We start from the raw sequence: 19,053 nt of genomic DNA on the forward strand, positions 1-19,053 counted from the left end.
GAACCTTGAACTGGTGAAACGACAGGCCGCAAATTGTACCGGAAAGCCTGAACGATGAAGGCGACGGGTGATCACCAGTCGCGAAACGCGCCGGCTCAGACCGGTAAGGCAACCATGACGCTGACAGACTCTGCGAGGGCGGTCTGCTCCAGCAGATTGCGTACCGGTGCAAATGATCGCCGATGGATGACTGACGGGCCGAGCCGCTGCAGTGCTTCCAAATGATGCGGCGTCGGGTACCCCTTGTGAGCCGACAGGCCGTAGCCCGGATAGCATAGATCCAGCGCACACATCTCCCGGTCACGGCTGACTTTCGCCAGGATCGAGGCAGCCGCGATGGCAGGCACCTGAGCGTCGCCTTGGATCACCGGAGCACTGGGCACTGCAAGCTGCGGGCATCGGTTACCGTCGATAAGGGCCAATCGGGGCGTCACACTCAGCCCTTCGACCGCTCGCTGCATCGCCAGCATGGTGGCGTGCAGGATGTTCAACTGGTCGATCTCGTGTACCTCGGCGCGGGCAATGCACCAGGCGAGCGCCTTCGCACAAATCTCGTCGAACAGCGCCTCTCGCCTTGCTTCGGTGAGCTTCTTCGAGTCATTGAGACCCTCGATCGGCCGCGCGGGATCGAGAATCACCGCAGCCGTCACGACAGGTCCGCACAGGGGGCCACGGCCGACCTCGTCGACGCCAGCAACCAGCTCTTCGACGAGGTTGAAATCGAGACCGATCTGCATCAGCTTGCCTCGACCAGTTCGAGTACCGCACTGGCAGCCTGACTCGACGCATCGCAACGCAGCGTCCGATGGATGGCGTCGAAGCCTTCGGTTTGTATATCGCCGTTGTCCAGCAGGGGCGACAGCAGTTGCGCCATGGCATCCGGAGTCGCGGCGTCCTGCAGAAGCTCTGGCACCAGCAAGCGCTGGGCAAGAAGATTGGGTAATGACACGTACGGACTTTTCACCATGCGTTTGAGGATGCGAAAGGTCAACGGCGCAACGCTATAGGCCACGACCATGGGGCGCTTGAATAACAAGGCCTCGAGCGTCGCAGTACCAGAGGCGATCAGCACTGCATTGCACGCCGCCAGCACCTCATGGGACCGCCCATCGAGCAGCGACAGCGGTAAGTCGCGGCCAGCCAACATCTGCTCCAGCTGCGCACGTCTTTCGGGACTGGCACAGGGAACAATGAAGCGGATACCGGGGCGCATCGAACGTAGTCGGTCCGCGGCGTCGAGGAAAAGCTCGCCCAGACGACCTACTTCGCCACCCCGGCTACCCGGCATCAGCGCAACGATCATTCCTTCCTGCGGAAGGTTCAACGCAGCTCGTGCCGCGGCGCGATCGGGTTCCAGCGGAATGGTATCGGCCAAGGGATGGCCGACGAAACGCACCGCGACCTGGTGCGCGTCGTAGAACTTCGCCTCGAACGGAAAAAGGGTAAGCATCAGGTCGCAGGCGTCTCGGATCTTCATCACACGCTTCTGCCGCCACGCCCATACCGAGGGGCTGACGTAGTGCACAGTCTTGATACCGTTGCGCCGCAGCTTGAGGGCCAGATCCAGGTTGAAATCCGGTGCATCTATACCAATGAACACGTCGGGGCGGACTTCGAGCAGCGTTTTCAGCAAACGCTTGCGGCGTGCAAGAAGTTCGGGCAGCCGACCGAGCACCTCCACCAAGCCCATCACCGCCAGACGTTCCAGCGGGAAGTAGGATTTAAGCCCCTGCGCCTCCATGAGAGGACCGCCCACGCCAATGAATTCGACCTCCGGGTGCTGCGCTCTGAGCGCCTGCATCAGACCCGAACCAAGAATGTCGCCAGAGGCCTCACCGGCCACCAGCGCGACTGTCAGCGGCCTGGACATATCAGCGCGTGATGCCACGTTTCGAGGCTTGCACCGAATCACGGAACAGCGCCACTTCGGGAAACGTCTGCGCATCGGCGGCGAGCGCGGCCAACGCAGCGTCGACCGTCAGCCCTTTGCGGTAGACGACCTTGTAGGCGTTGCGCAGGGCTGTGATGGCCTCGGCACTGAAACCGCGGCGGCGCATGCCCTCGAAATTCATGCTGCGTGCCTCGGCGGGATTACCGAATACAGTGACGAACGCCGGAACGTCTTTGCCAATGGCGGTACCCATGCCCGAAAAGCTGTATGCGCCGATATGGCAATACTGATGAACCAAGGTGTATCCCGACAAAATCGCCCAATCGCCGACATGCACATGCCCCGCCAGCGCGGTGTTGTTCACCAGGATGCAATGGTTGGCGATCACGCTGTCATGACCGATGTGCGCGTAGGCCATGATGAGGTTATGGTCCCCGATGGTGGTTTCGCTTCGATCCTGCACGGTACCGCGGTGAATGGTCACGCCTTCGCGGATCACGTTGTGGTCACCGATCACCAGACGCGTCGGCTCGCCTTTGTACTTGAGGTCGGGCGTGTCCTCGCCAATCGAAGAAAACTGAAAAATACGATTATGGCGACCGATGCGGGTCGGCCCCTTGATGACCACATGCGACGCGATCACCGTCCCCTCGCCTATTTCGACGTCCGGGCCGATGATCGACCACGGCCCGACCTGGACGTCATCCGCCAGCCTGGCCGAAGGATCGACGATAGCGCGAGGGTCGATCAAACTCATATCTTCTGTTCCGCGCAAATGATTTCGGCGGAGCAGACGAGCTTGCCTTCAACACTCGCACGGCAATCGAACTTCCAGATCCCGCGCTTGGCACTGATGAAAGACGCTTCAAGGCTCAGCTGATCGCCCGGCACGACCGGCTGGCGGAAGCGCAGCTTATCCGAGCCGACGAAATAATAAAGCGTACCGTCAGCCGGCTTAGCGCCCATCATCTTGAACCCAAGCAGTCCGGCCGCCTGCGCCATAGCTTCGATAATCAGCACGCCTGGCATGATGGGATGTTGTGGAAAATGACCATTGAAGAACGGTTCGTTGACGGAGACGTTCTTGTATGCGCGAACACGCTTGGCGTCCGTATCCAGCTCCGTCACCCGATCAACCAATAAAAAGGGGTAACGGTGAGGAAGGTATTCGCGAATCTCGTTGATATCCATCATATGAAGAAAATGCCCGTAAGAATTATGGGAGCCAGCACGGCCAGGGTCGTGCACCCGCGGTAAAAGCCTCTAGCAGGGACGATCAGGCGATAGGGTCAGGCATCAGAAGCCGCATCCCCACGCGGGGTCACGGAAGCCAGGCGTTTTTCCACTTGCTGCAGGCGACGAGCCATATCGTCGAGATGACGAATCCGGGCGGCACTCTTGCGCCATTCCGCGGCTGGCTGCATGGCCGTCCCCGAGGAATAGCTTCCCGGCTCTGTGATTGACCGAGTGACCATAGTCATACCGGTAATGAAGACGTTATCGCACACTTCGATATGTCCAACGAGCCCGACACCACCGGCAATCATACAGTTGCGGCCGATCTTGGTGCTTCCGGAAATACCGCTGCAACCGGCCATGGCGGTGTTATCGCCGATCTGGACGTTGTGCGCGATCATGATCTGATTATCCAACTTCACACCATTACCGATCACGGTATCTGCTATCGCGCCGCGGTCTATGGTGGTATTGGCACCGATCTCGACATCATCACCGATGCGCACGCCGCCGAGCTGGGCGATTTTTTCCCAGCTGCCCTGCTCCTGAGCAAAGCCAAACCCTTCACCGCCAATGACAGCACCGGGCTGAATAACGACTCGCTCGCCGATAACAACGTCGTGACACAGCGTTACTCGAGATGCCAGCCTGCCGTCAGCCCCGATACGACTCCGCGCTCCGATCACCGATTGCGCACCGATCTCAACATTTGCGCCGATCCATACATCAGCCTCGATGATTACCTGCGCAGCGATGCGCGCGGTCGGATCGATCTGGGCACTAGGATCAACGATGGCGCTGGGATGGATACCCACGGTCCCCTGCGGCCGACTCTCGAATAAATGCGAGAGACGTGCGTAGGCGAGATAGGGGTTAGCGACGACGAGGGCGGCACCCGCGTAGTCCTCCGCATCCTTGGACGTAAGCAGCACGGCACCGGCGCGAGTAGTGGCGAGAAACTTACGGTACTGCGCATTGGCCAGAAAACTCAGCTGCTCGGCCTTTGCGTCCTGCAACGTCGCCAGCCCTGATACTCGCAGCGAACGATCGCCGCGCACCTCGGCCCCAAGCTGCTCGGCGAGATCACCGAGCGTATAGACGACACTGCTCATCAGCGCAGCTGATTCATGCGCTCGATGACTTGGCGGGTGATGTCGTACTGCGGCTTGACATCAACCACCGCGCCGCGCTCGAGCACCAGATCGTAGTCACCCTTTTTGATGACTTCTTCCACAGCCTTGTCCAGCTTCGGCTTAAGCTGTTTGAGCATGTCACGATCAGCAGCGGCCTTGGATTCGTTCAGCTCCTTGGAGAGGAACTGGAAATCACGCGCCTTCTGTTTGAATTCAAGCTCAAGGCGCTCACGCTCGGCTTGCTGCATCTTATCCCCATCCTTGCCCAGACGGTCCTGGATGCGCTTGGCATCGCTTTCCAAACCTTTGAGCTTGTCCAGCTGCGGGCCGAACTTCTTTTCCGCATCGACGGAGTAACGCTTGGCAGCGTCCGATTCGAGCAGCGCCATCTGGTAGTTCATCACCGCAATCTTCATGTCGGCGAATGCAGGCGTCGCCACTAGAGCAGCAGCCACAAGGAGCAATTGAGTCAACTTACGCACGGTATATACCACTCTTCAGGAAACACTGGAGCAACGCTCCGGATGATTAAAAGGTTTGGCCCAGCGAGAACTGGAAAACCTGGGTATCTGCATCGTCGGGCTTCACGACTGGCATCGCCAAGCTGAAACTCAAAGGCCCCATCGCGGTAATCCAGGTCAGTCCTACGCCGACCGAGCTGGCCACATCGCCGAAATCGATATCGCTGCATTTGGCTGATTCCGACGGGCAATTGGTATCGTAGACGTTACCGATGTCCCAGAACACCGAAGTACGCAGCGAACGCTGATCCTTGACGAAGGGCATCGGGAATAGAACTTCCATGCCACCTTGAATCAGCACGTTACCACCAAAGGGGAGTTCGTCCCGATCCGGGTCGGTGCAGAGCTCACCGGCACATTGACCCGGAGGCAGCGGTTGCCCGTTTGCGTAAGCAGTACTCGGCGTACTACGCGGCCCAAGACTGCTGTCTTCAAAACCGCGAACCGAGTTGAAACCGCCGGCATAGTAGTGCTCATAGAACGGCAGGCGCGATGTCGAGCCGTAAGCATCGCCATACCCTAGCTGAGTATGCAGACGCATGGTGTAGCTCTCGCTCAACGGCACGAAAAGCTGACCGTTATAGTCGATCTTGTAGAAGGACAGGTCACTGCCTGGAATGGTGGTTTCCAGCGAGAGACTTTGCGAGTGACCGCGCGTCGCCAGTACACCGCGGTTCAGTGTGGATTCGGACCAGCCAACGGACGCCTTGAAGTTGAGGTAGCTGTCACCCTCCTCCTCCATGAAATCGAAAATCTCGTCGACGGTGTAACGGCCACTATCGATGGTGTCCTGCTGCGCGGACAGACCAAACGACAACCGCGACGTCTCGCTGATCGGATAACCGATATTGACCCCGCCGCCCAGGCTGTCGACCGAGTAGCTGGACACGTCATAGTCCAGCTCGTCGTAGTCAGTGGTCCGGTAGAAGGCGTTATAGCCAAGACTGACACCGTCTTCGGTCCAGTAGGGATCGACGAAGCCGAAGTTGTAACGCGACTGGTATTCGCTGCGGGTCAAACCGATGCTGACCCGGTTACCGGTACCCAAAAAGTTGTTCTGGCTGATCGAACCACCGAGGATCAGACCAGCATTCTGAGCGAAGCCAATGCTCGCCATGATCGAACCGGAAGGCTGCTCTTCGACGCTGTAATTCACATCGATCTGGTCATCGGTGCCAGGCACCTGCGGGGTTTCGACGTTTACTTCCTTGAAGAATCCCAAGCGCTCCAGACGGGTCTTGGACTGATCGATCAGGTAGGTCGAGGCCCAGCCGCCTTCCATCTGGCGCATTTCGCGACGCAGTACTTCGTCTTCAGTCTTGGTGTTGCCACGGAAATTGATGCGGTTGACGTAAGCCCGCTTGCCTGGATCGACGACGAAAGTAATCGATACGGTGTTGTCTTCATCATTGGCTTGCGGCACGCCGTTGACGTTGGCGAAGGTATAGCCTTCATTACCCAGTCGTCGCGTGATCAGCTCGGAGGTGGTGGTCATCACCTTTCGCGAGAAAACCTGGCCTTCTTTCGCCAGCAGCAGAGACTGCAATTCTTCCTGCGGAACCTTGAGATCACCGCTCAGTTTTACGTCGCTGACCGTGTAGCGATCGCCTTCGGCGATATTCACGGTGACGTAAACGTCTTTCTTGTCAGGCGTGATGGATACCTGGGTGGAGGTGATATCCATATTGATATAGCCACGATCCAGGTAATAGGAACGCAGGCGCTCGAGGTCTCCGGAGAGCTTTTCCCGAGCATATTTGTCGTCGTTACGGAAGAACGACAACCAATTGCTGGTCTTCAGCTCGAACAGGTCGGTAAGGTCTTCATCGGGGAAGACCGAATTGCCAACGACGTTGATGTGCTTGATCGAAGCGACCGAGCCTTCGTTGATGTTGATCTTCAGCGCGACGCGATTACGCGGCTGCGGGACGACCTCGGTCTCGATGGTGGCCGAGTAACGGCCCTGTGCAACGTATTGGCGTTGCAACTCGTTGCGTACGCCTTCGAGCGTCGCGCGCTGAAAGATCTCACCCTCGGCGAGGCCCGACTGCTGCAAACCGGAAAGCAGATCTTCGGTTTTGATGGCCTTGTTGCCGTCGATTTCGATACCGGAAATCGATGGTCGCTCGACCACATTGATTACCAGCACATCGCCTTCGCGACCAAGCTGGATATCCTCGAAGAAGCCGGTACGGAACAGCGCGCGGGTTGCATCTACCAGACGACTGTCATCGGCAGCCTGACCGACGTTCAACGGCAACGCACCAAAGACACTGCCTGCGGAGACGCGTTGCAGGCCATTGACACGTATATCGGAGATGGTGAAGGACTCGGCGTGAACTTCGGCAATCATCAGTGCGGAAATAACCGCAGGTAGCAGCAGACGTTTCATGAAGTCCTTTCTTTTCAAACCTGATAATTGAACCTGCGCTTTGCGCGGCGACATCAAGGTATATGGCAATTAAAGGCGGCCAAGGTCGTTGACCAGCGCAAGCAGCATCACCCCAACAACCAGGCTGATACCGATCTGTACTCCCCAGCCCTGGACCCTGTCCGACAAGGGACGTCCACGGACCCACTCAACCAGATAGAAGAGCAAATGCCCACCATCCAGGACCGGGATAGGCAATAGATTGAGTACCCCAAGGCTAATACTCAGGTAGGCGAGGAAGTTCAGAAAGTCGCCCACGCCCGACTGTGCAGAAGCGCCCGCCACTTTAGCAATGGTTATCGGGCCGCTCAAGTTTTTTACCGAGAGCTCCCCGAAGAGCATTTTTTTCAAAGAATCGAGCGTCAGAACGCTCATTGTCCAGGTCCGACGGAGCCCTTCGACTACCGCTTCGAGCGGCCCGTAACTGACGTTTCGCAGCATTTCCGCCGGCCACTCACCGGCTGCGACTCCAGCACCAAGATACCCACGACGGCTACCGTCTTCACCCCGCTCGGCTAACGTTAGAGGCAGCTCCAACCGCTGCCCATCGCGTTCGATTTCGAGTTGAACGGCCTGACCGTACAGCGGCTTGACACGATCGATCACGTCCTGCCATTCGTTAAGCGCCTCGCCATCGAGGCTGAGCAGCCGATCGCCGAGACGCACGCCGGCCGCCTGAGCAGGTCCTTGTGGATCGAGTTGAGCGACTACCGGGGCGATTTCCGGACGCCAGGGGCGTATACCCAGCGAACCGATCGGGTCCGGTTCCTCGGCGCCTTTCAGCCAATCTTTCAACTCCAACTGCAGTCGCTGCGACTGACTGCTATCACTATCGCGCACAAGCAATTCGAGCGAGCCGCTTTCGCCCAGCCGCCTGATCAGTTGAAGATTCACCTCTGACCAGCCCGAGGTAGATTTGCCGTTGACCTCTACGATTTCATGCCCGGCCATCACTCCGGCGCGCTCGGCGAGGCTGCCCGCTTCGACAGCACCGATTACCGGTCGAATCTGCTCGGTTCCAAGCATTGCCAGCGCCCAGAAAAACACCAGCGCAAGGAGGAAGTTCGCCAACGGCCCGGCCGAGACGATGGCGAAGCGTTGTTTCACTGACTTGCGGTTGAACGTCTGATTCAGCAATGCAGGCGGGACATCGCCTTCACGCTCATCGAGCATCTTCACATAGCCGCCGAGCGGAATCGCCGCTATGACGAACTCGGTGCCCTGGCGATCGTGCCAACGCACCAATGGACGACCGAAGCCTACCGAAAAACGCAGAACTTTGACGCCGCAACGACGCGCGACCCAGAAATGTCCGTACTCGTGAAAGGTTACCAGCACACCCAGCGCCACTAGGGTGCCGATGATCATGTACAGCGCGCCCATATTTTCCTCTGCCTCGAAAGGCCTGTTAGAAGCCACCGACTCCGGTGAAATCAATTCCGCGCGTCGCCACTGCCGGCACGGGTTCAGCCACTAGCGATCGCGATTACGCAACCAACGCGAAGCCAATGTGCGAGCCTGCGCATCGGCGGCAAGCACATCTGCCAAGCAGCGAGCCGGAACCGATGCTTCCTGGTCGAGTACGGCCTCGATGATACTCGCGATTTCAGTGAAGCGAATGCGACCATCGAGGAACGCATCCACCGCCACCTCGTTCGAGGCATTGAGCATGGCCGGCGCAGTCCCGCCGTCCTGAGCGGCCTGCCGAGCAATGCGAAGGCATGGGAACCGCTGCAGGTCTGGAGCTTCGAAGTTCAAACTTCCTGTCTGCAACAGGTCCAGCGCCGAAACACCTGAGTCGATTCGCTCCGGCCAAGCCAGCGCGTGCGCTATTGGAGTGCGCATGTCAGGGTTACCGAGCTGCGCCAGCACAGAGCCGTCAATATAGTCGACCATAGAATGAATGACGCTTTGCGGGTGAATGACCACTTCGACCTGCTCAGGACGCGCGTCGAACAGCCAGCACGCCTCGATGAGCTCGAGACCCTTGTTCATCATGCTTGCCGAGTCCACGGAGATCTTGCGCCCCATGGACCAGTTCGGATGCGCACATGCCTGCTCGGCGGTCACGGCTGAAAGCTGTTCCAGCGGTAGCTGGCGGAACGGTCCTCCGGACGCGGTTAGCAGTATCCGCCGCACCCCGACGCTGCTGAGCCCTTGCGCATAGTTGCCCGGCAGGCATTGGAAGATAGCGTTATGTTCGCTGTCGATTGGCAGCAATACGGCCTCGCTGTCCCGAAGCGCCTGCATGAACAGCGCGCCGGACATTACCAGCGCCTCCTTATTCGCCAACAGCACGCGTTTGCTGGCCTGCACGGCTGCGAGCGTGGGACGCAAGCCAGCCGCACCGACAATAGCGGCCATCACCACATCAACCTCGGGATGCGCCGCAGCTTCGCTCAGCCCGCCCTCGCCGACCAGCACGCGAGTCTTTACACCATCGCTGTCGAGCTGACTCTGCAGCTCGCGCCCTTTGTCGCTGTCAGCCACCACGGCATAACGTGGACGATGTATGCGGCACAGCTCGCGCAGTTCAGCGACGCGACTGAATGCAGTCAATGCGAACGTTCTGTAGCGCTCCGGATGACGAGAGATGACGTCCAGCGTGCTCAAGCCGATCGAACCGGTCGCCCCCAGCACCGTTACCTGCAAGGGTCGATTCACCAAGCACCCCAGCCAGCAAGCCACAACAAAACGGCAAACACCGGTACCGCCGCGGTCAGACTGTCGATGCGATCCATCACACCACCATGTCCGGGCAGCAGCTGGCTGCTGTCTTTGATGCCGGAGCTACGTTTGAACATGCTTTCGGTCAGATCGCCCACAACGGAGATCACAACCACCAGGGCAGCGCCGAGGAGCGCCAATACCAGCTCCCGCGGCGACCAGCCCTGATACAAGCCGACACCGAGCGTGATCAGCAGGCTCGTGAGCAGCCCGCCAATCAAGCCTTCCCAGCTTTTACCCGGGCTAACCTGAGGTGCCAGTTTGCGCCGACCAAAGGTCTTGCCTGAAAAATAGGCACCGATGTCGGCCGCCCAAACCAGCACCATCACCGCTACGATCAGCCAATTTCCTTGCGGCCATTGCTTGAGCACGACGAGCGCCTGCCAAGCCGGAAGCAAAATCAACAAACCGATCACGAGACTGCCAATGCGTCCTCCCCAATGGCGCTGACTGCCGGGATATCCAAGCACCAATGCCGTTGCGATCAGCCACCAGACGACGCTGATCGAGAGCAACCAAGGAGTCAGTGGTGGCAGCTGGTACAGCGCAACGAGCAGCAGGGCAACGACCAGCGCATAGCCGATTCTCGCGAACTGACCGGAAAACCCCGCCAGACGCGCCCACTCCCAGCCACCCAATACCACCACCACACCAATGAACAGCGCGAATGCGAGACCGTCGAGGAGAAAGAAGCCGATCAGTGCGATCGGCAGGAGGATGGCGGCGGTGATGATGCGTTGTTTCAACATTCTGCACGGACCTCTGTCCCGACCTGATCGCCGGTCTTACCGAAACGCCGTTGCCGCTTGGCGAAATCGGCCAGAGCGGCGCGCATTGCATCGTGTTTGAAATCCGGCCAGAACAGGTCGGAGAAATACAGCTCAGCGTATGCCAGCTGCCACAGCAGGAAATTGCTGATGCGTCGTTCGCCGCCGGTGCGAATGCATAGATCCGGCAACGGCATATCGCCGGTGGCGAGATAACTCTGGAAAAGCGCCGGAGTAACCGACTCTGGATCTAGACGACCACTCTGTGCTTCACGAGCCATCCGTTGAGCCGCCTGCAGGATGTCCCACTGACCGCCATAATTCGCTGCGACCTGCAGAACGAAACGGCCGGCACCAGCCGTTATCTCTTCGGCCTCGAGCATTGCGGTCTGCAGCTCAGGATGAAAGCGCGAGCGATCACCGATGATTCGCAGGCTGATGCCGTTCTCATTGAGCTTGCGCGCCTCTCGGCGCAGCGCAGTCAGAAACAGCTCCATCAACGCACCAACCTCATCAGCCGGCCGTTGCCAGTTCTCGCTGGAGAAGGCGAATAGCGTCAGCACCTCGACACCCGCCTCTGCACAGACCTCGATGACGGCTCGCACCGCATCGACACCCGCCTTGTGCCCCGCCACGCCCGGCAAGAGACGGCGCTTGGCCCAGCGATTATTGCCATCCATGATGACTGCGACATGACGGGGTACATTCCGCCCGGCAATCTGCCTGACCTTTTCCATGAAACGACTCTACCTGCGCTCAATCACGTTGCGAACAGTGGGAGGAACTGACGAAGGCAATTCCTGGGGCACATCCCCCTCGCGCCTGGGATCCTGGACGGATCGCGCGCTCCGACGCGAGCAATACGGACGAAGTCCTGTACCGCCCATCAAACGGCCATCAGGTCGCTTTCCTTGCTTTCAAGTGCCTTGTCGATTTCCGCAACATACTTGTCGGTCAGCTTTTGAACGTCGTCCTGAGCCCGCCGATCTTCGTCTTCGCTGATTTCCTTTTCTTTCAGCAAATCCTTCAATTGCGCGATGGCATCGCGGCGAATATTACGCACCGCAACACGAGCGTTCTCGGCTTCGGCACGCGCCTGCTTGGTATAACCCTTACGAGTCTCCTCGGTGAGCGCAGGCATCGGAACACGAATAGTGGTACCGGCAGTAGCGGGATTCAATCCCAGGTCAGAGGTCATGATGGCCTTCTCGACGGCCTGAATCATGCTCTTGTCGAAAACGGTCAGGGCCAGGGTACGGGAATCTTCGGCAACCACGTTTGCAACCTGACGCAACGGGGTATCGCTGCCGTAGTACGACACCATCACGCTATCGAGGATGCTCGGGTGAGCACGGCCGGTACGGATCTTGGCGAATGCATGCCCCAGAGATTCCAGGGTCTTCGTCATACGCTCCTGGGCGTCTTGCTTGATCTCGTTGATCATTGGTTCTGTTCCTCGATCAGTGTTCCTTCAGCGCCGCCGAGCACGATATTGAGCAGGGCACCGGGCTTGTTCATGTTGAACACTCGCAGCGGCATATTGTGGTCGCGGCATAGGCAGATGGCGGTCAGGTCCATGACGCCCAGCTTGCGGTCGAGCACGTCATCATAAGTCAGTTGTTCGAATTTCTCGGCATTCGGATCCTTGAAAGGATCAGCGGTGTAAACGCCGTCAACCTTGGTAGCCTTGAGCACCACATCAGCATGGATCTCGATAGCGCGCAGACAGGCGGCCGAATCAGTGGTGAAGAAAGGATTGCCGGTGCCGGCCGAGAAGATCACCACTTCGCCGCTTTTGAGATGGCGCATCGCCTTGCGACGATCGTAATGATCAGTCACACCGACCATGGAAATCGACGACATGACCAGGGCGGGAATGTTCGAGCGTTCCAGAGCGTCGCGCATGGCCAGCGAATTCATCACCGTTGCCAGCATTCCCATGTGATCGCCGGTTACGCGGTCCATACCGGCTGCCGAAAGGGCGGCGCCACGGAACAGGTTCCCGCCGCCAATGACCAGACCCACCTCTACGCCGATACCTACCAATTGCCCGACTTCCAAGGCCATGCGATCAAGCACCTTGGGATCAATGCCGAAGTCTTCCGAACCCATCAGGGCTTCGCCGCTTAATTTGAGCAGAATGCGTTTATAGCGAGGATTGCGTGCACTCATCTGCTGAGCCATTGGCGTTGTCTCTCCTGCGGCGTTTGTATGACTAAGCTGGCTCTACTGCCAGAAAATATCTGCGCTATGACAGCGCAGTGACGGGTTGGTGCCAGCGCTGACTATAGCGCGGCAGAAAACATTTCCACCCTCCAGTCTGACGAAGAGGCCGCGCGCGTGAGCGGGCAGCCTCTTCGAGGACAGCAGAAGCGTCTTATTGCTTAGTGGCAGCTACCTGAGCCGCAACTTCAGCAGCGAAGTCGACTTCAGCACGCTCGATGCCTTCGCCCACTTCGTAACGGACGAAGGAAACGATCTCTGCACCGGCTTTCTTCGCCAGCTCGCCAACCTTGACGTCAGGATCTTTGACAAAGGCCTGCTCGACCAGGCTGGCTTCAGCAAGGAACTTGCTGATGCGACCAGCAACCATCTTCTCGACGATTTCGGCGGGCTTGCCCTTGATCTTATCTTCGTTCAGCGCCAGGAAAATTTCCTTTTCCTTCGCGACGGCCTCTTCGGAAACCTGCGACGGATCCAGGAACTGGGGGTTGCTGGCCGCGACGTGCATGGCAATTTCTTTAGCCAACTCGACGTTACCACCCTTCAGGGCTACCAGAACGCCGATGCGATGGCCATGCAGATAGGAACCAACCAGATCAGCTTCAACAGTGGTCAGACGGCGAATATTGACGTTCTCGCCGCACTTGGCAACCAGCGCCTCACGATCAGTTTCCTGAGCGGCAATCAGCGGAGCTGCATCGACCATCTTCTCGGCGAAGGCCTTCTCGACGCTGTTGCTTACGAAATTCTTAAAGTCGTCCTGCAGAGCCAGGAAGTCGGTCTGCGAGTTAACTTCGATAATTACGGCACGCTTGTTGTCATCGGCGACTTTGACCGCAATGGAACCTTCAGCGGCGATGTTGCCCGCCTTCTTGGCGGCCTTGATGGCACCAGCGGCACGCATGTCGTCGATGGCTTTCTCGATGTCGCCGCCGGCTGCGGTGAGTGCCTTTTTGCAATCCATCATGCCTTGGCCAGTGCGCTCGCGCAGTTCTTTAACCAGGGCTGCAGTGATCTCTGCCATGTTCGCAAATCCTCTCGATTCGATTTTCGATCATGCCCTCTAACTCGGGCGATCAATTCGTGATTGGCAAAAAGGGGGCATAGCCCCCTTTCTGTTCAACGGGTATCAGCTATGCGACCGCGCGCTCAGCCTTGAGCGGCCTCGGGGGCGGCTTCTTCGACGAACTCGTCAGCACCACCGGCGCCATTCTGACGGCCACGCAGCACAGCATCCGCCATGGAGCCCAGATACAGTTGCACGGCACGGATGGCATCGTCATTACCAGGAATGATGTAGTCGACGCCTTCCGGGCTGCTGTTGGTATCGACGATACCGATGACCGGAATGCCCAGCTTGTTTGCTTCGGAAATGGCAATGCGCTCGTGATCGACGTCAACGACGAACATCGCGTCCGGCAGACCGCCCATGTCCTTGATACCACCCAGGCTACGATCCAGCTTTTCCAGATCACGGGTACGCATCAGGGCTTCTTTCTTGGTCAGCTTGTCGAAAGTGCCGTCCTGAGACTGGGCTTCCAGCTCGCGCAGACGCTTGATCGACGCACGAATGGTCTTGTAGTTAGTCAGCATGCCGCCCAACCAGCGATGATCGACATACGGCGAGCCACAACGAGCGGCTTCTTCGCGAACGATCTTGCCAGCGGAACGCTTGGTGCCGACGAACAGAATCTTGTTCTTACCCGCAGCCAGCTTTTCAACGAACTGCAGCGCGTCGTTGAACATCGGCAGGGTTTTTTCGAGGTTGATGATATGGATCTTGTTGCGCGCACCGAAGATGAACTTGTTCATTTTCGGGTTCCAGTAACGGGTCTGGTGGCCGAAGTGCACACCGGCCTTCAGCATGTCGCGCATGGTGACTTGAGTCATGATACTTCCTCGGATAAGTCGGGTTAGGCCTCCACGCGTCCCGATATCCAACTCTTGCGAGCACCCAGGATACCGTGTCGACACGTGTGTGGGGTTAAGCGCAACGGGCCTCCCCGTTGAGCGGCGCGTTTTATAGCACAAAGACAGTCTGGAAGGCTAGGCGGAATTCTCGAGCGCCCTGTTCGTTGAGCCGTCTAGCCTCCAGCGCTTTTATCAGCTCCTCATTCATTTGGTTTATCATTTGCGCTTTCGTTTTTCGCAGCGCTCCCCGGCGCCAATGAGGTTTGCATGACTGTCACCATCAAAACGCCCGAAGATATCGAGAAGATGCGCATTGCCGGGCGGCTCGCCGCCGAGGTGCTCGAGATGATCGGCGAGCACGTCAAGCCGGGTGTCACCACCGACGAGCTGGATCGCCTCTGTCACGACCATATCGTTAACGTACAGCAGGCCATACCTGCCCCGCTCAACTACAAGGGCTTCCCCAAATCGATCTGCACCTCTATCAACCACGTGGTCTGCCATGGCATTCCCAATGACAAGCCGTTGAAGGATGGCGACATCCTTAATATCGACATCACGGTCATTAAGGATGGTTACCACGGCGACACCAGCAGGATGTTCATCGTCGGCAAAGCACCGGAATGGGCCGAGCGCCTGTGCAAGGTGACTCAAGAGTGCCTCTATAAAGGTATCGAGATCGTCCGTCCCGGCACGCGTCTAGGCGATATTGGCGAAGTGATCCAAAAGCACGCCGAGAAAAATGGATTCTCTGTGGTCCGCGAATACTGTGGTCATGGCATCGGCAAGGTTTTTCACGAGGAACCCCAGGTGCTTCACTATGGCCGCGCGGGAACCGGTCTTGAACTTAAGGAAGGTATGACCTTCACGATCGAGCCAATGATCAATCAGGGCCGTTCGGAAACCCGCCTGCTCGGTGATGGTTGGACTGCCATCACCAAGGACCGCAAGCTGTCCGCTCAATGGGAACACACGATTGTGGTCACCGCTGACGGCTATGAAATTTTCACACTGCGCAGCGATGACACCATAGCTCGCACATCGCCATGATTGCTTACCGATTTGATGTTTGACGGAGGGCGGCGGCATGCCTCAGGTTGATCCAGAGTTATTCGACCGCAGCCAGTTCCAAGCAGAATTGGCGCTCAAGGCCAGCCCCATCACCGCCTTCAAAAAGGCCATTCGCAATGCGCGGGAAGTGCTCGACGCGCGCTTCCTGGCTGGCCGTGATATCCGCCGCCTGATCGAAGACCGAGCATGGTTCGTAGATCAGATCCTCAGGGCCGCCTGGGGCCGCTTCGACTGGAGCAGCGATGCCGAAATCGCACTGGTTGCCGTTGGCGGCTATGGCCGCGGCGAGCTACACCCCTATTCCGATATCGACTTACTGATCCTGCTCGAAGACAACAGTCACGAGAAATTTCGCGACTCCATCGAAGGCCTTCTGACCCTGCTCTGGGATATCGGACTCGAGGTCGGCCAGAGCGTGCGCTCGGTCCGGGAGTGCGCCGAAGAGGCACGTGCGGACCTGACGGTCATTACCAATCTCATGGAAAGCCGCACCATTGCCGGCCCCGAGCACCTACGGCAAAACATGCTGAAGGTCACCAACCCATCGGAAATGTGGCCGAGCAAGGAATTCTTTCTCGCCAAGCGTAACGAGCAGGCGGCACGCCACTCCAAGTACAACAACACCGAATACAACCTGGAGCCGAACGTCAAAGGTTCACCCGGCGGGTTGCGCGACATTCAGACGATACTGTGGATCGCACGCCGGCAGTTCGGCAGCCTGAACCTGAATGCGATCGTCGACCAGGGGTTCTTGACCGAAGGTGAATTCGCATTGCTGGTTTCAGGCCAGGAGTTCATCTGGCGTGTCCGTTACGGGCTGCACATGCTGGCTGGACGCGCGGAGGATCGCCTGCTGTTCGACCATCAGCGCAGCCTCGCCGCCCTCCTCGGCTATAAGGACAGCGACGCCAAGCTGGCGATCGAACGCTTCATGCAGAAGTACTACCGCGTCGTCATGAGCATTTCCGAGCTCAGCGATCTGGTGGGGCAGCACTTTGCGGAAGTTATTCTTTGGGAAGGCGACAGCGGTGATGCCGTACCGCTCAATAGCCGCTTTCTGGTACGCGACGGTTATCTCGAAGTAACTGACGACTCGGTGTTTCAACGCAGGCCCTTCGCGATTCTCGAAATCTTCGTACTGCTGGCGCAGCACCCTGAAATTCAAGGTGTTCGGGCCGAAACCATTCGCCTGTTGCGTGACCATCGTCACCTCATCGATGACGATTTCCGCAGCGACATTCGCAACACCAGCCTGTTCGTCGAGCTGTTCAAGTGCAAGGAAGGCATCCACCGCAACCTGCGTCGAATGAACCGCTACGGCATCCTGGGGCGTTATCTGCCCGAGTTCGGCCATATCGTCGGGCAGATGCAACATGACCTGTTCCATATCTATACGGTCGATGCCCACACGCTCAACGTCATCAAATACCTGCGCAAGCTCAGCAAGCCCGGCGTGGCGGAGAAGTACCCGCTGGCCAGCAAGCTGGTCGAGCGCCTGCCCAAGCCTGAACTCATCTACATCGCAGGGCTTTATCACGACATTGCCAAAGGCCGCGGCGGCGACCATTCGGAACTTGGCGCAGTGGACGCTCAGGCATTCTGTGAGCGCCACAAGCTTCCCGCCTGGGATACACGCTTGGTAGTCTGGCTGGTAGAAAACCATCTGGTCATGTCCACCACCGCTCAGCGCAAGGACTTGTCGGACCCGCAGGTCATCAATGATTTCGCCCAGCTGGTCGGCGATGAGACCCACCTCGATTACCTGTACGTACTGACGGTGGCGGACATCAACGCAACCAACCCGACCCTCTGGAATTCCTGGCGCGCCAGTCTGCTGCGCCAGCTATATACCGAAACCAAACGAGCCCTCAAACGTGGCCTGGAAAACCCACTAGGTCGCGAGGAGCAGATTCGCCAGACCCAGCGTGCCGCACTCGACAATCTGGTGCGCAACGGCACCGATCCCGACGACGCAGAACAGCTGTGGTCGCAGCTGGGCGACGATTACTTCATGCGCCACAGCTCCACCGATGTCGCCTGGCATACCGAAGCCATCATCGAGCATCCAAGCGACGGCGGTCCGCTGGTTTTAATCAAGGAAACCACCCAGCGCGAGTTTGAAGGCGGCACGCAGATTTTCATTTACGCACCGGATCAACACGACTTCTTCGCGGTGACCGTAGCGGCTATGGATCAGTTGAATCTGAACATTCACGACGCCCGCATCATTACCTCAAGTAGCCAGTTCACCCTGGACACCTACATCGTGCTGGATGCCGATGGCACACCTATTGGCAACGACCCGAAGCGCACCAAAGAAATCCGCCAAGGCCTGATCGATGCGCTGCGCAATCCGGACGATTACCTGACGATCATTAAGAAGCGCGTACCTCGCCAGCTGAAGCATTTTGCATTTCCGCCGCAGGTCACCATCCATAACGATATGCAACGCCCGCAGACCATTATCGAAGTGATTGCGCCCGACCGCCCCGGCCTGCTGGCACGTATCGGCCAACTGTTCCAAGACTTCGATCTTTCCGTGCAGAACGCCAAGATCGCCACGCTCGGCGAGCGCGTCGAGGACGTGTTCTTCGTCACCAATGCGGACAATCAGCCACTATCGGATTTGAAACTTTGCATTCAGCTACAACAGGCGATGATCAAGCAGCTGTCCCAGGAAAATGAGCACCAGCCCTCCCCAAGCAGCATCGTCATCTGACGTGCCGCTTGGGTAAATGAGAGCAGCAAGCATGCAGCAAGCCGCGAGCCCCTACTCAGGGGCTGGGTTCAATGCATAACGCCTTTAATCCCAAGGCTTACCACGGGTTCGCTCGACGCAGGCCAGCTTCTGCTGCATGGCAGCCTTCGCCAGCATGTGTGCGCTGACCGGAGCGGTAATGAAGAGAAACATGGTGATCAGCAGCTCATGCAGGCTCAGGCCGTCGTTCCTGCTGCTGAAGAAAATCATCGAGGCAATGATGATGCCGCCAACGCCGAGCGTCGTGGCCTTGGTCGGCCCATGCAGGCGCGTATAGAAATCGGGCAGACGATACAGGCCTATCGCTCCGATCAATGCAAAGATACTTCCGATGATCAGGCAGGCGCTGACCAACAACTCAATCCAGAACGGCATGTGCTCTCC

Annotated in this window: 18 protein-coding genes; 2 read left to right on the forward strand and 16 right to left on the reverse strand. The window is 58.2% G+C overall.

The genetic code is table 11. The features are described from left to right. Window positions 1-95: 95 nt before the first annotated feature. From rnhB to rpsB, 15 genes are all read right to left on the reverse strand, one after another. The gene (gene rnhB / locus NA645_RS05155) at window positions 96-737 is read right to left on the reverse strand and encodes a ribonuclease HII (protein WP_256047849.1); all 642 of its coding nucleotides are present in this window, start codon (window positions 735-737) and stop codon (window positions 96-98) included. Next, entirely contained in the window at window positions 737-1,870 is a 1,134-nt protein-coding gene (gene lpxB / locus NA645_RS05160) for a lipid-A-disaccharide synthase (protein WP_256047850.1), read from the reverse strand. Before lpxB ends, rnhB begins: the two co-directional genes overlap by 1 nt. Before the next feature lies 1 nt (window position 1,871). Further along, a complete protein-coding gene (gene lpxA, locus NA645_RS05165; RefSeq protein ID WP_256047851.1) occupies window positions 1,872-2,648 on the reverse strand; it encodes an acyl-ACP--UDP-N-acetylglucosamine O-acyltransferase in 777 nt (258 codons plus the stop codon). Further along, window positions 2,645-3,085: a 3-hydroxyacyl-ACP dehydratase FabZ gene (fabZ, locus tag NA645_RS05170; protein WP_256047852.1), complete on the reverse strand. Its 441-nt coding sequence runs from the start codon at window positions 3,083-3,085 to the stop codon at window positions 2,645-2,647. Before fabZ ends, lpxA begins: the two co-directional genes overlap by 4 nt. 95 nt (window positions 3,086-3,180) lie before the next feature. After that, a complete protein-coding gene (gene lpxD, locus NA645_RS05175) occupies window positions 3,181-4,239 on the reverse strand; it encodes a UDP-3-O-(3-hydroxymyristoyl)glucosamine N-acyltransferase (RefSeq protein WP_256047853.1) in 1,059 nt (352 codons plus the stop codon). Next, window positions 4,239-4,742: an OmpH family outer membrane protein gene (locus NA645_RS05180; RefSeq protein ID WP_256047854.1), complete on the reverse strand. Its 504-nt coding sequence runs from the start codon at window positions 4,740-4,742 to the stop codon at window positions 4,239-4,241. Before NA645_RS05180 ends, lpxD begins: the two co-directional genes overlap by 1 nt. 46 nt (window positions 4,743-4,788) lie before the next feature. Then, on the reverse strand, window positions 4,789-7,173 hold the full coding sequence (gene bamA, locus NA645_RS05185; RefSeq protein ID WP_256047855.1) for an outer membrane protein assembly factor BamA: 2,385 nt from the start codon (window positions 7,171-7,173) through the stop codon (window positions 4,789-4,791). A gap of 69 nt (window positions 7,174-7,242) precedes the next feature. Continuing rightward, window positions 7,243-8,595, reverse strand: coding sequence for an RIP metalloprotease RseP (gene rseP / locus NA645_RS05190; protein ID WP_256047856.1), 1,353 nt, complete (start codon window positions 8,593-8,595; stop codon window positions 7,243-7,245). Between the two features lie 90 nt (window positions 8,596-8,685). After that, window positions 8,686-9,876, reverse strand: a complete 1,191-nt coding sequence (gene ispC / locus NA645_RS05195) for a 1-deoxy-D-xylulose-5-phosphate reductoisomerase (RefSeq protein ID WP_256047857.1) — start codon at window positions 9,874-9,876, stop codon at window positions 8,686-8,688. Next, window positions 9,873-10,688, reverse strand: coding sequence for a phosphatidate cytidylyltransferase (locus tag NA645_RS05200; RefSeq protein ID WP_256047858.1), 816 nt, complete (start codon window positions 10,686-10,688; stop codon window positions 9,873-9,875). The genes ispC and NA645_RS05200 overlap by 4 nt, the downstream gene beginning before the upstream one ends. Then, a complete protein-coding gene (gene uppS, locus NA645_RS05205; protein WP_256047859.1) occupies window positions 10,682-11,443 on the reverse strand; it encodes a polyprenyl diphosphate synthase in 762 nt (253 codons plus the stop codon). The genes NA645_RS05200 and uppS overlap by 7 nt, the downstream gene beginning before the upstream one ends. Window positions 11,444-11,592: 149 nt before the next feature. Then, entirely contained in the window at window positions 11,593-12,150 is a 558-nt protein-coding gene (gene frr, locus NA645_RS05210) for a ribosome recycling factor (RefSeq protein ID WP_256047860.1), read from the reverse strand. Beyond that, a complete protein-coding gene (gene pyrH / locus NA645_RS05215; RefSeq protein ID WP_131648243.1) occupies window positions 12,147-12,890 on the reverse strand; it encodes a UMP kinase in 744 nt (247 codons plus the stop codon). The genes frr and pyrH overlap by 4 nt, the downstream gene beginning before the upstream one ends. 193 nt (window positions 12,891-13,083) lie before the next feature. Then, window positions 13,084-13,953, reverse strand: coding sequence for a translation elongation factor Ts (gene tsf, locus NA645_RS05220; RefSeq protein WP_131648242.1), 870 nt, complete (start codon window positions 13,951-13,953; stop codon window positions 13,084-13,086). A gap of 125 nt (window positions 13,954-14,078) precedes the next feature. Continuing rightward, window positions 14,079-14,819 (reverse strand): 30S ribosomal protein S2, encoded by a 741-nt coding sequence (rpsB, locus tag NA645_RS05225; protein WP_131648241.1) that lies wholly within the window; start codon window positions 14,817-14,819, stop codon window positions 14,079-14,081. A gap of 288 nt (window positions 14,820-15,107) precedes the next feature. Between rpsB and map the strand changes: the two genes are divergently transcribed. Continuing rightward, a complete protein-coding gene (map, locus tag NA645_RS05230) occupies window positions 15,108-15,890 on the forward strand; it encodes a type I methionyl aminopeptidase (RefSeq protein WP_256047861.1) in 783 nt (260 codons plus the stop codon). 37 nt (window positions 15,891-15,927) lie between these two features. Continuing rightward, the gene (locus tag NA645_RS05235) at window positions 15,928-18,630 is read left to right on the forward strand and encodes a [protein-PII] uridylyltransferase (protein WP_256047862.1); all 2,703 of its coding nucleotides are present in this window, start codon (window positions 15,928-15,930) and stop codon (window positions 18,628-18,630) included. Between the two features lie 84 nt (window positions 18,631-18,714). On the opposite strand, the gene NA645_RS05240 is transcribed toward NA645_RS05235, so the two are convergent. Continuing rightward, entirely contained in the window at window positions 18,715-19,044 is a 330-nt protein-coding gene (locus NA645_RS05240) for a Na+/H+ antiporter subunit G (RefSeq protein ID WP_256047863.1), read from the reverse strand. Window positions 19,045-19,053 lie beyond the last annotated feature (9 nt).

It is taken from the genome of Stutzerimonas stutzeri, from assembly GCF_024448955.1.
Classification (GTDB): Bacteria; Pseudomonadota; Gammaproteobacteria; order Pseudomonadales; family Pseudomonadaceae; genus Stutzerimonas; species Stutzerimonas stutzeri_AQ.

Coding starts and splice junctions, on each gene's coding strand:
- lpxB (WP_256047850.1), bottom strand. CDS start 1,870: ATGTCCAGGCCGCTGACAGTCGCGCTGGTGGCCGGTGAGGCCTCTGGC.
- rseP (WP_256047856.1), bottom strand. CDS start 8,595: ATGGGCGCGCTGTACATGATCATCGGCACCCTAGTGGCGCTGGGTGTG.
- NA645_RS05235 (WP_256047862.1), top strand. CDS start 15,928: ATGCCTCAGGTTGATCCAGAGTTATTCGACCGCAGCCAGTTCCAAGCA.
- NA645_RS05240 (WP_256047863.1), bottom strand. CDS start 19,044: ATGCCGTTCTGGATTGAGTTGTTGGTCAGCGCCTGCCTGATCATCGGA.
- NA645_RS05200 (WP_256047858.1), bottom strand. CDS start 10,688: ATGTTGAAACAACGCATCATCACCGCCGCCATCCTCCTGCCGATCGCA.
- bamA (WP_256047855.1), bottom strand. CDS start 7,173: ATGAAACGTCTGCTGCTACCTGCGGTTATTTCCGCACTGATGATTGCC.
- tsf (WP_131648242.1), bottom strand. CDS start 13,953: ATGGCAGAGATCACTGCAGCCCTGGTTAAAGAACTGCGCGAGCGCACT.
- map (WP_256047861.1), top strand. CDS start 15,108: ATGACTGTCACCATCAAAACGCCCGAAGATATCGAGAAGATGCGCATT.
- fabZ (WP_256047852.1), bottom strand. CDS start 3,085: ATGATGGATATCAACGAGATTCGCGAATACCTTCCTCACCGTTACCCC.
- frr (WP_256047860.1), bottom strand. CDS start 12,150: ATGATCAACGAGATCAAGCAAGACGCCCAGGAGCGTATGACGAAGACC.
- pyrH (WP_131648243.1), bottom strand. CDS start 12,890: ATGGCTCAGCAGATGAGTGCACGCAATCCTCGCTATAAACGCATTCTG.
- lpxA (WP_256047851.1), bottom strand. CDS start 2,648: ATGAGTTTGATCGACCCTCGCGCTATCGTCGATCCTTCGGCCAGGCTG.
- rnhB (WP_256047849.1), bottom strand. CDS start 737: ATGCAGATCGGTCTCGATTTCAACCTCGTCGAAGAGCTGGTTGCTGGC.
- lpxD (WP_256047853.1), bottom strand. CDS start 4,239: ATGAGCAGTGTCGTCTATACGCTCGGTGATCTCGCCGAGCAGCTTGGG.
- uppS (WP_256047859.1), bottom strand. CDS start 11,443: ATGGAAAAGGTCAGGCAGATTGCCGGGCGGAATGTACCCCGTCATGTC.
- rpsB (WP_131648241.1), bottom strand. CDS start 14,819: ATGACTCAAGTCACCATGCGCGACATGCTGAAGGCCGGTGTGCACTTC.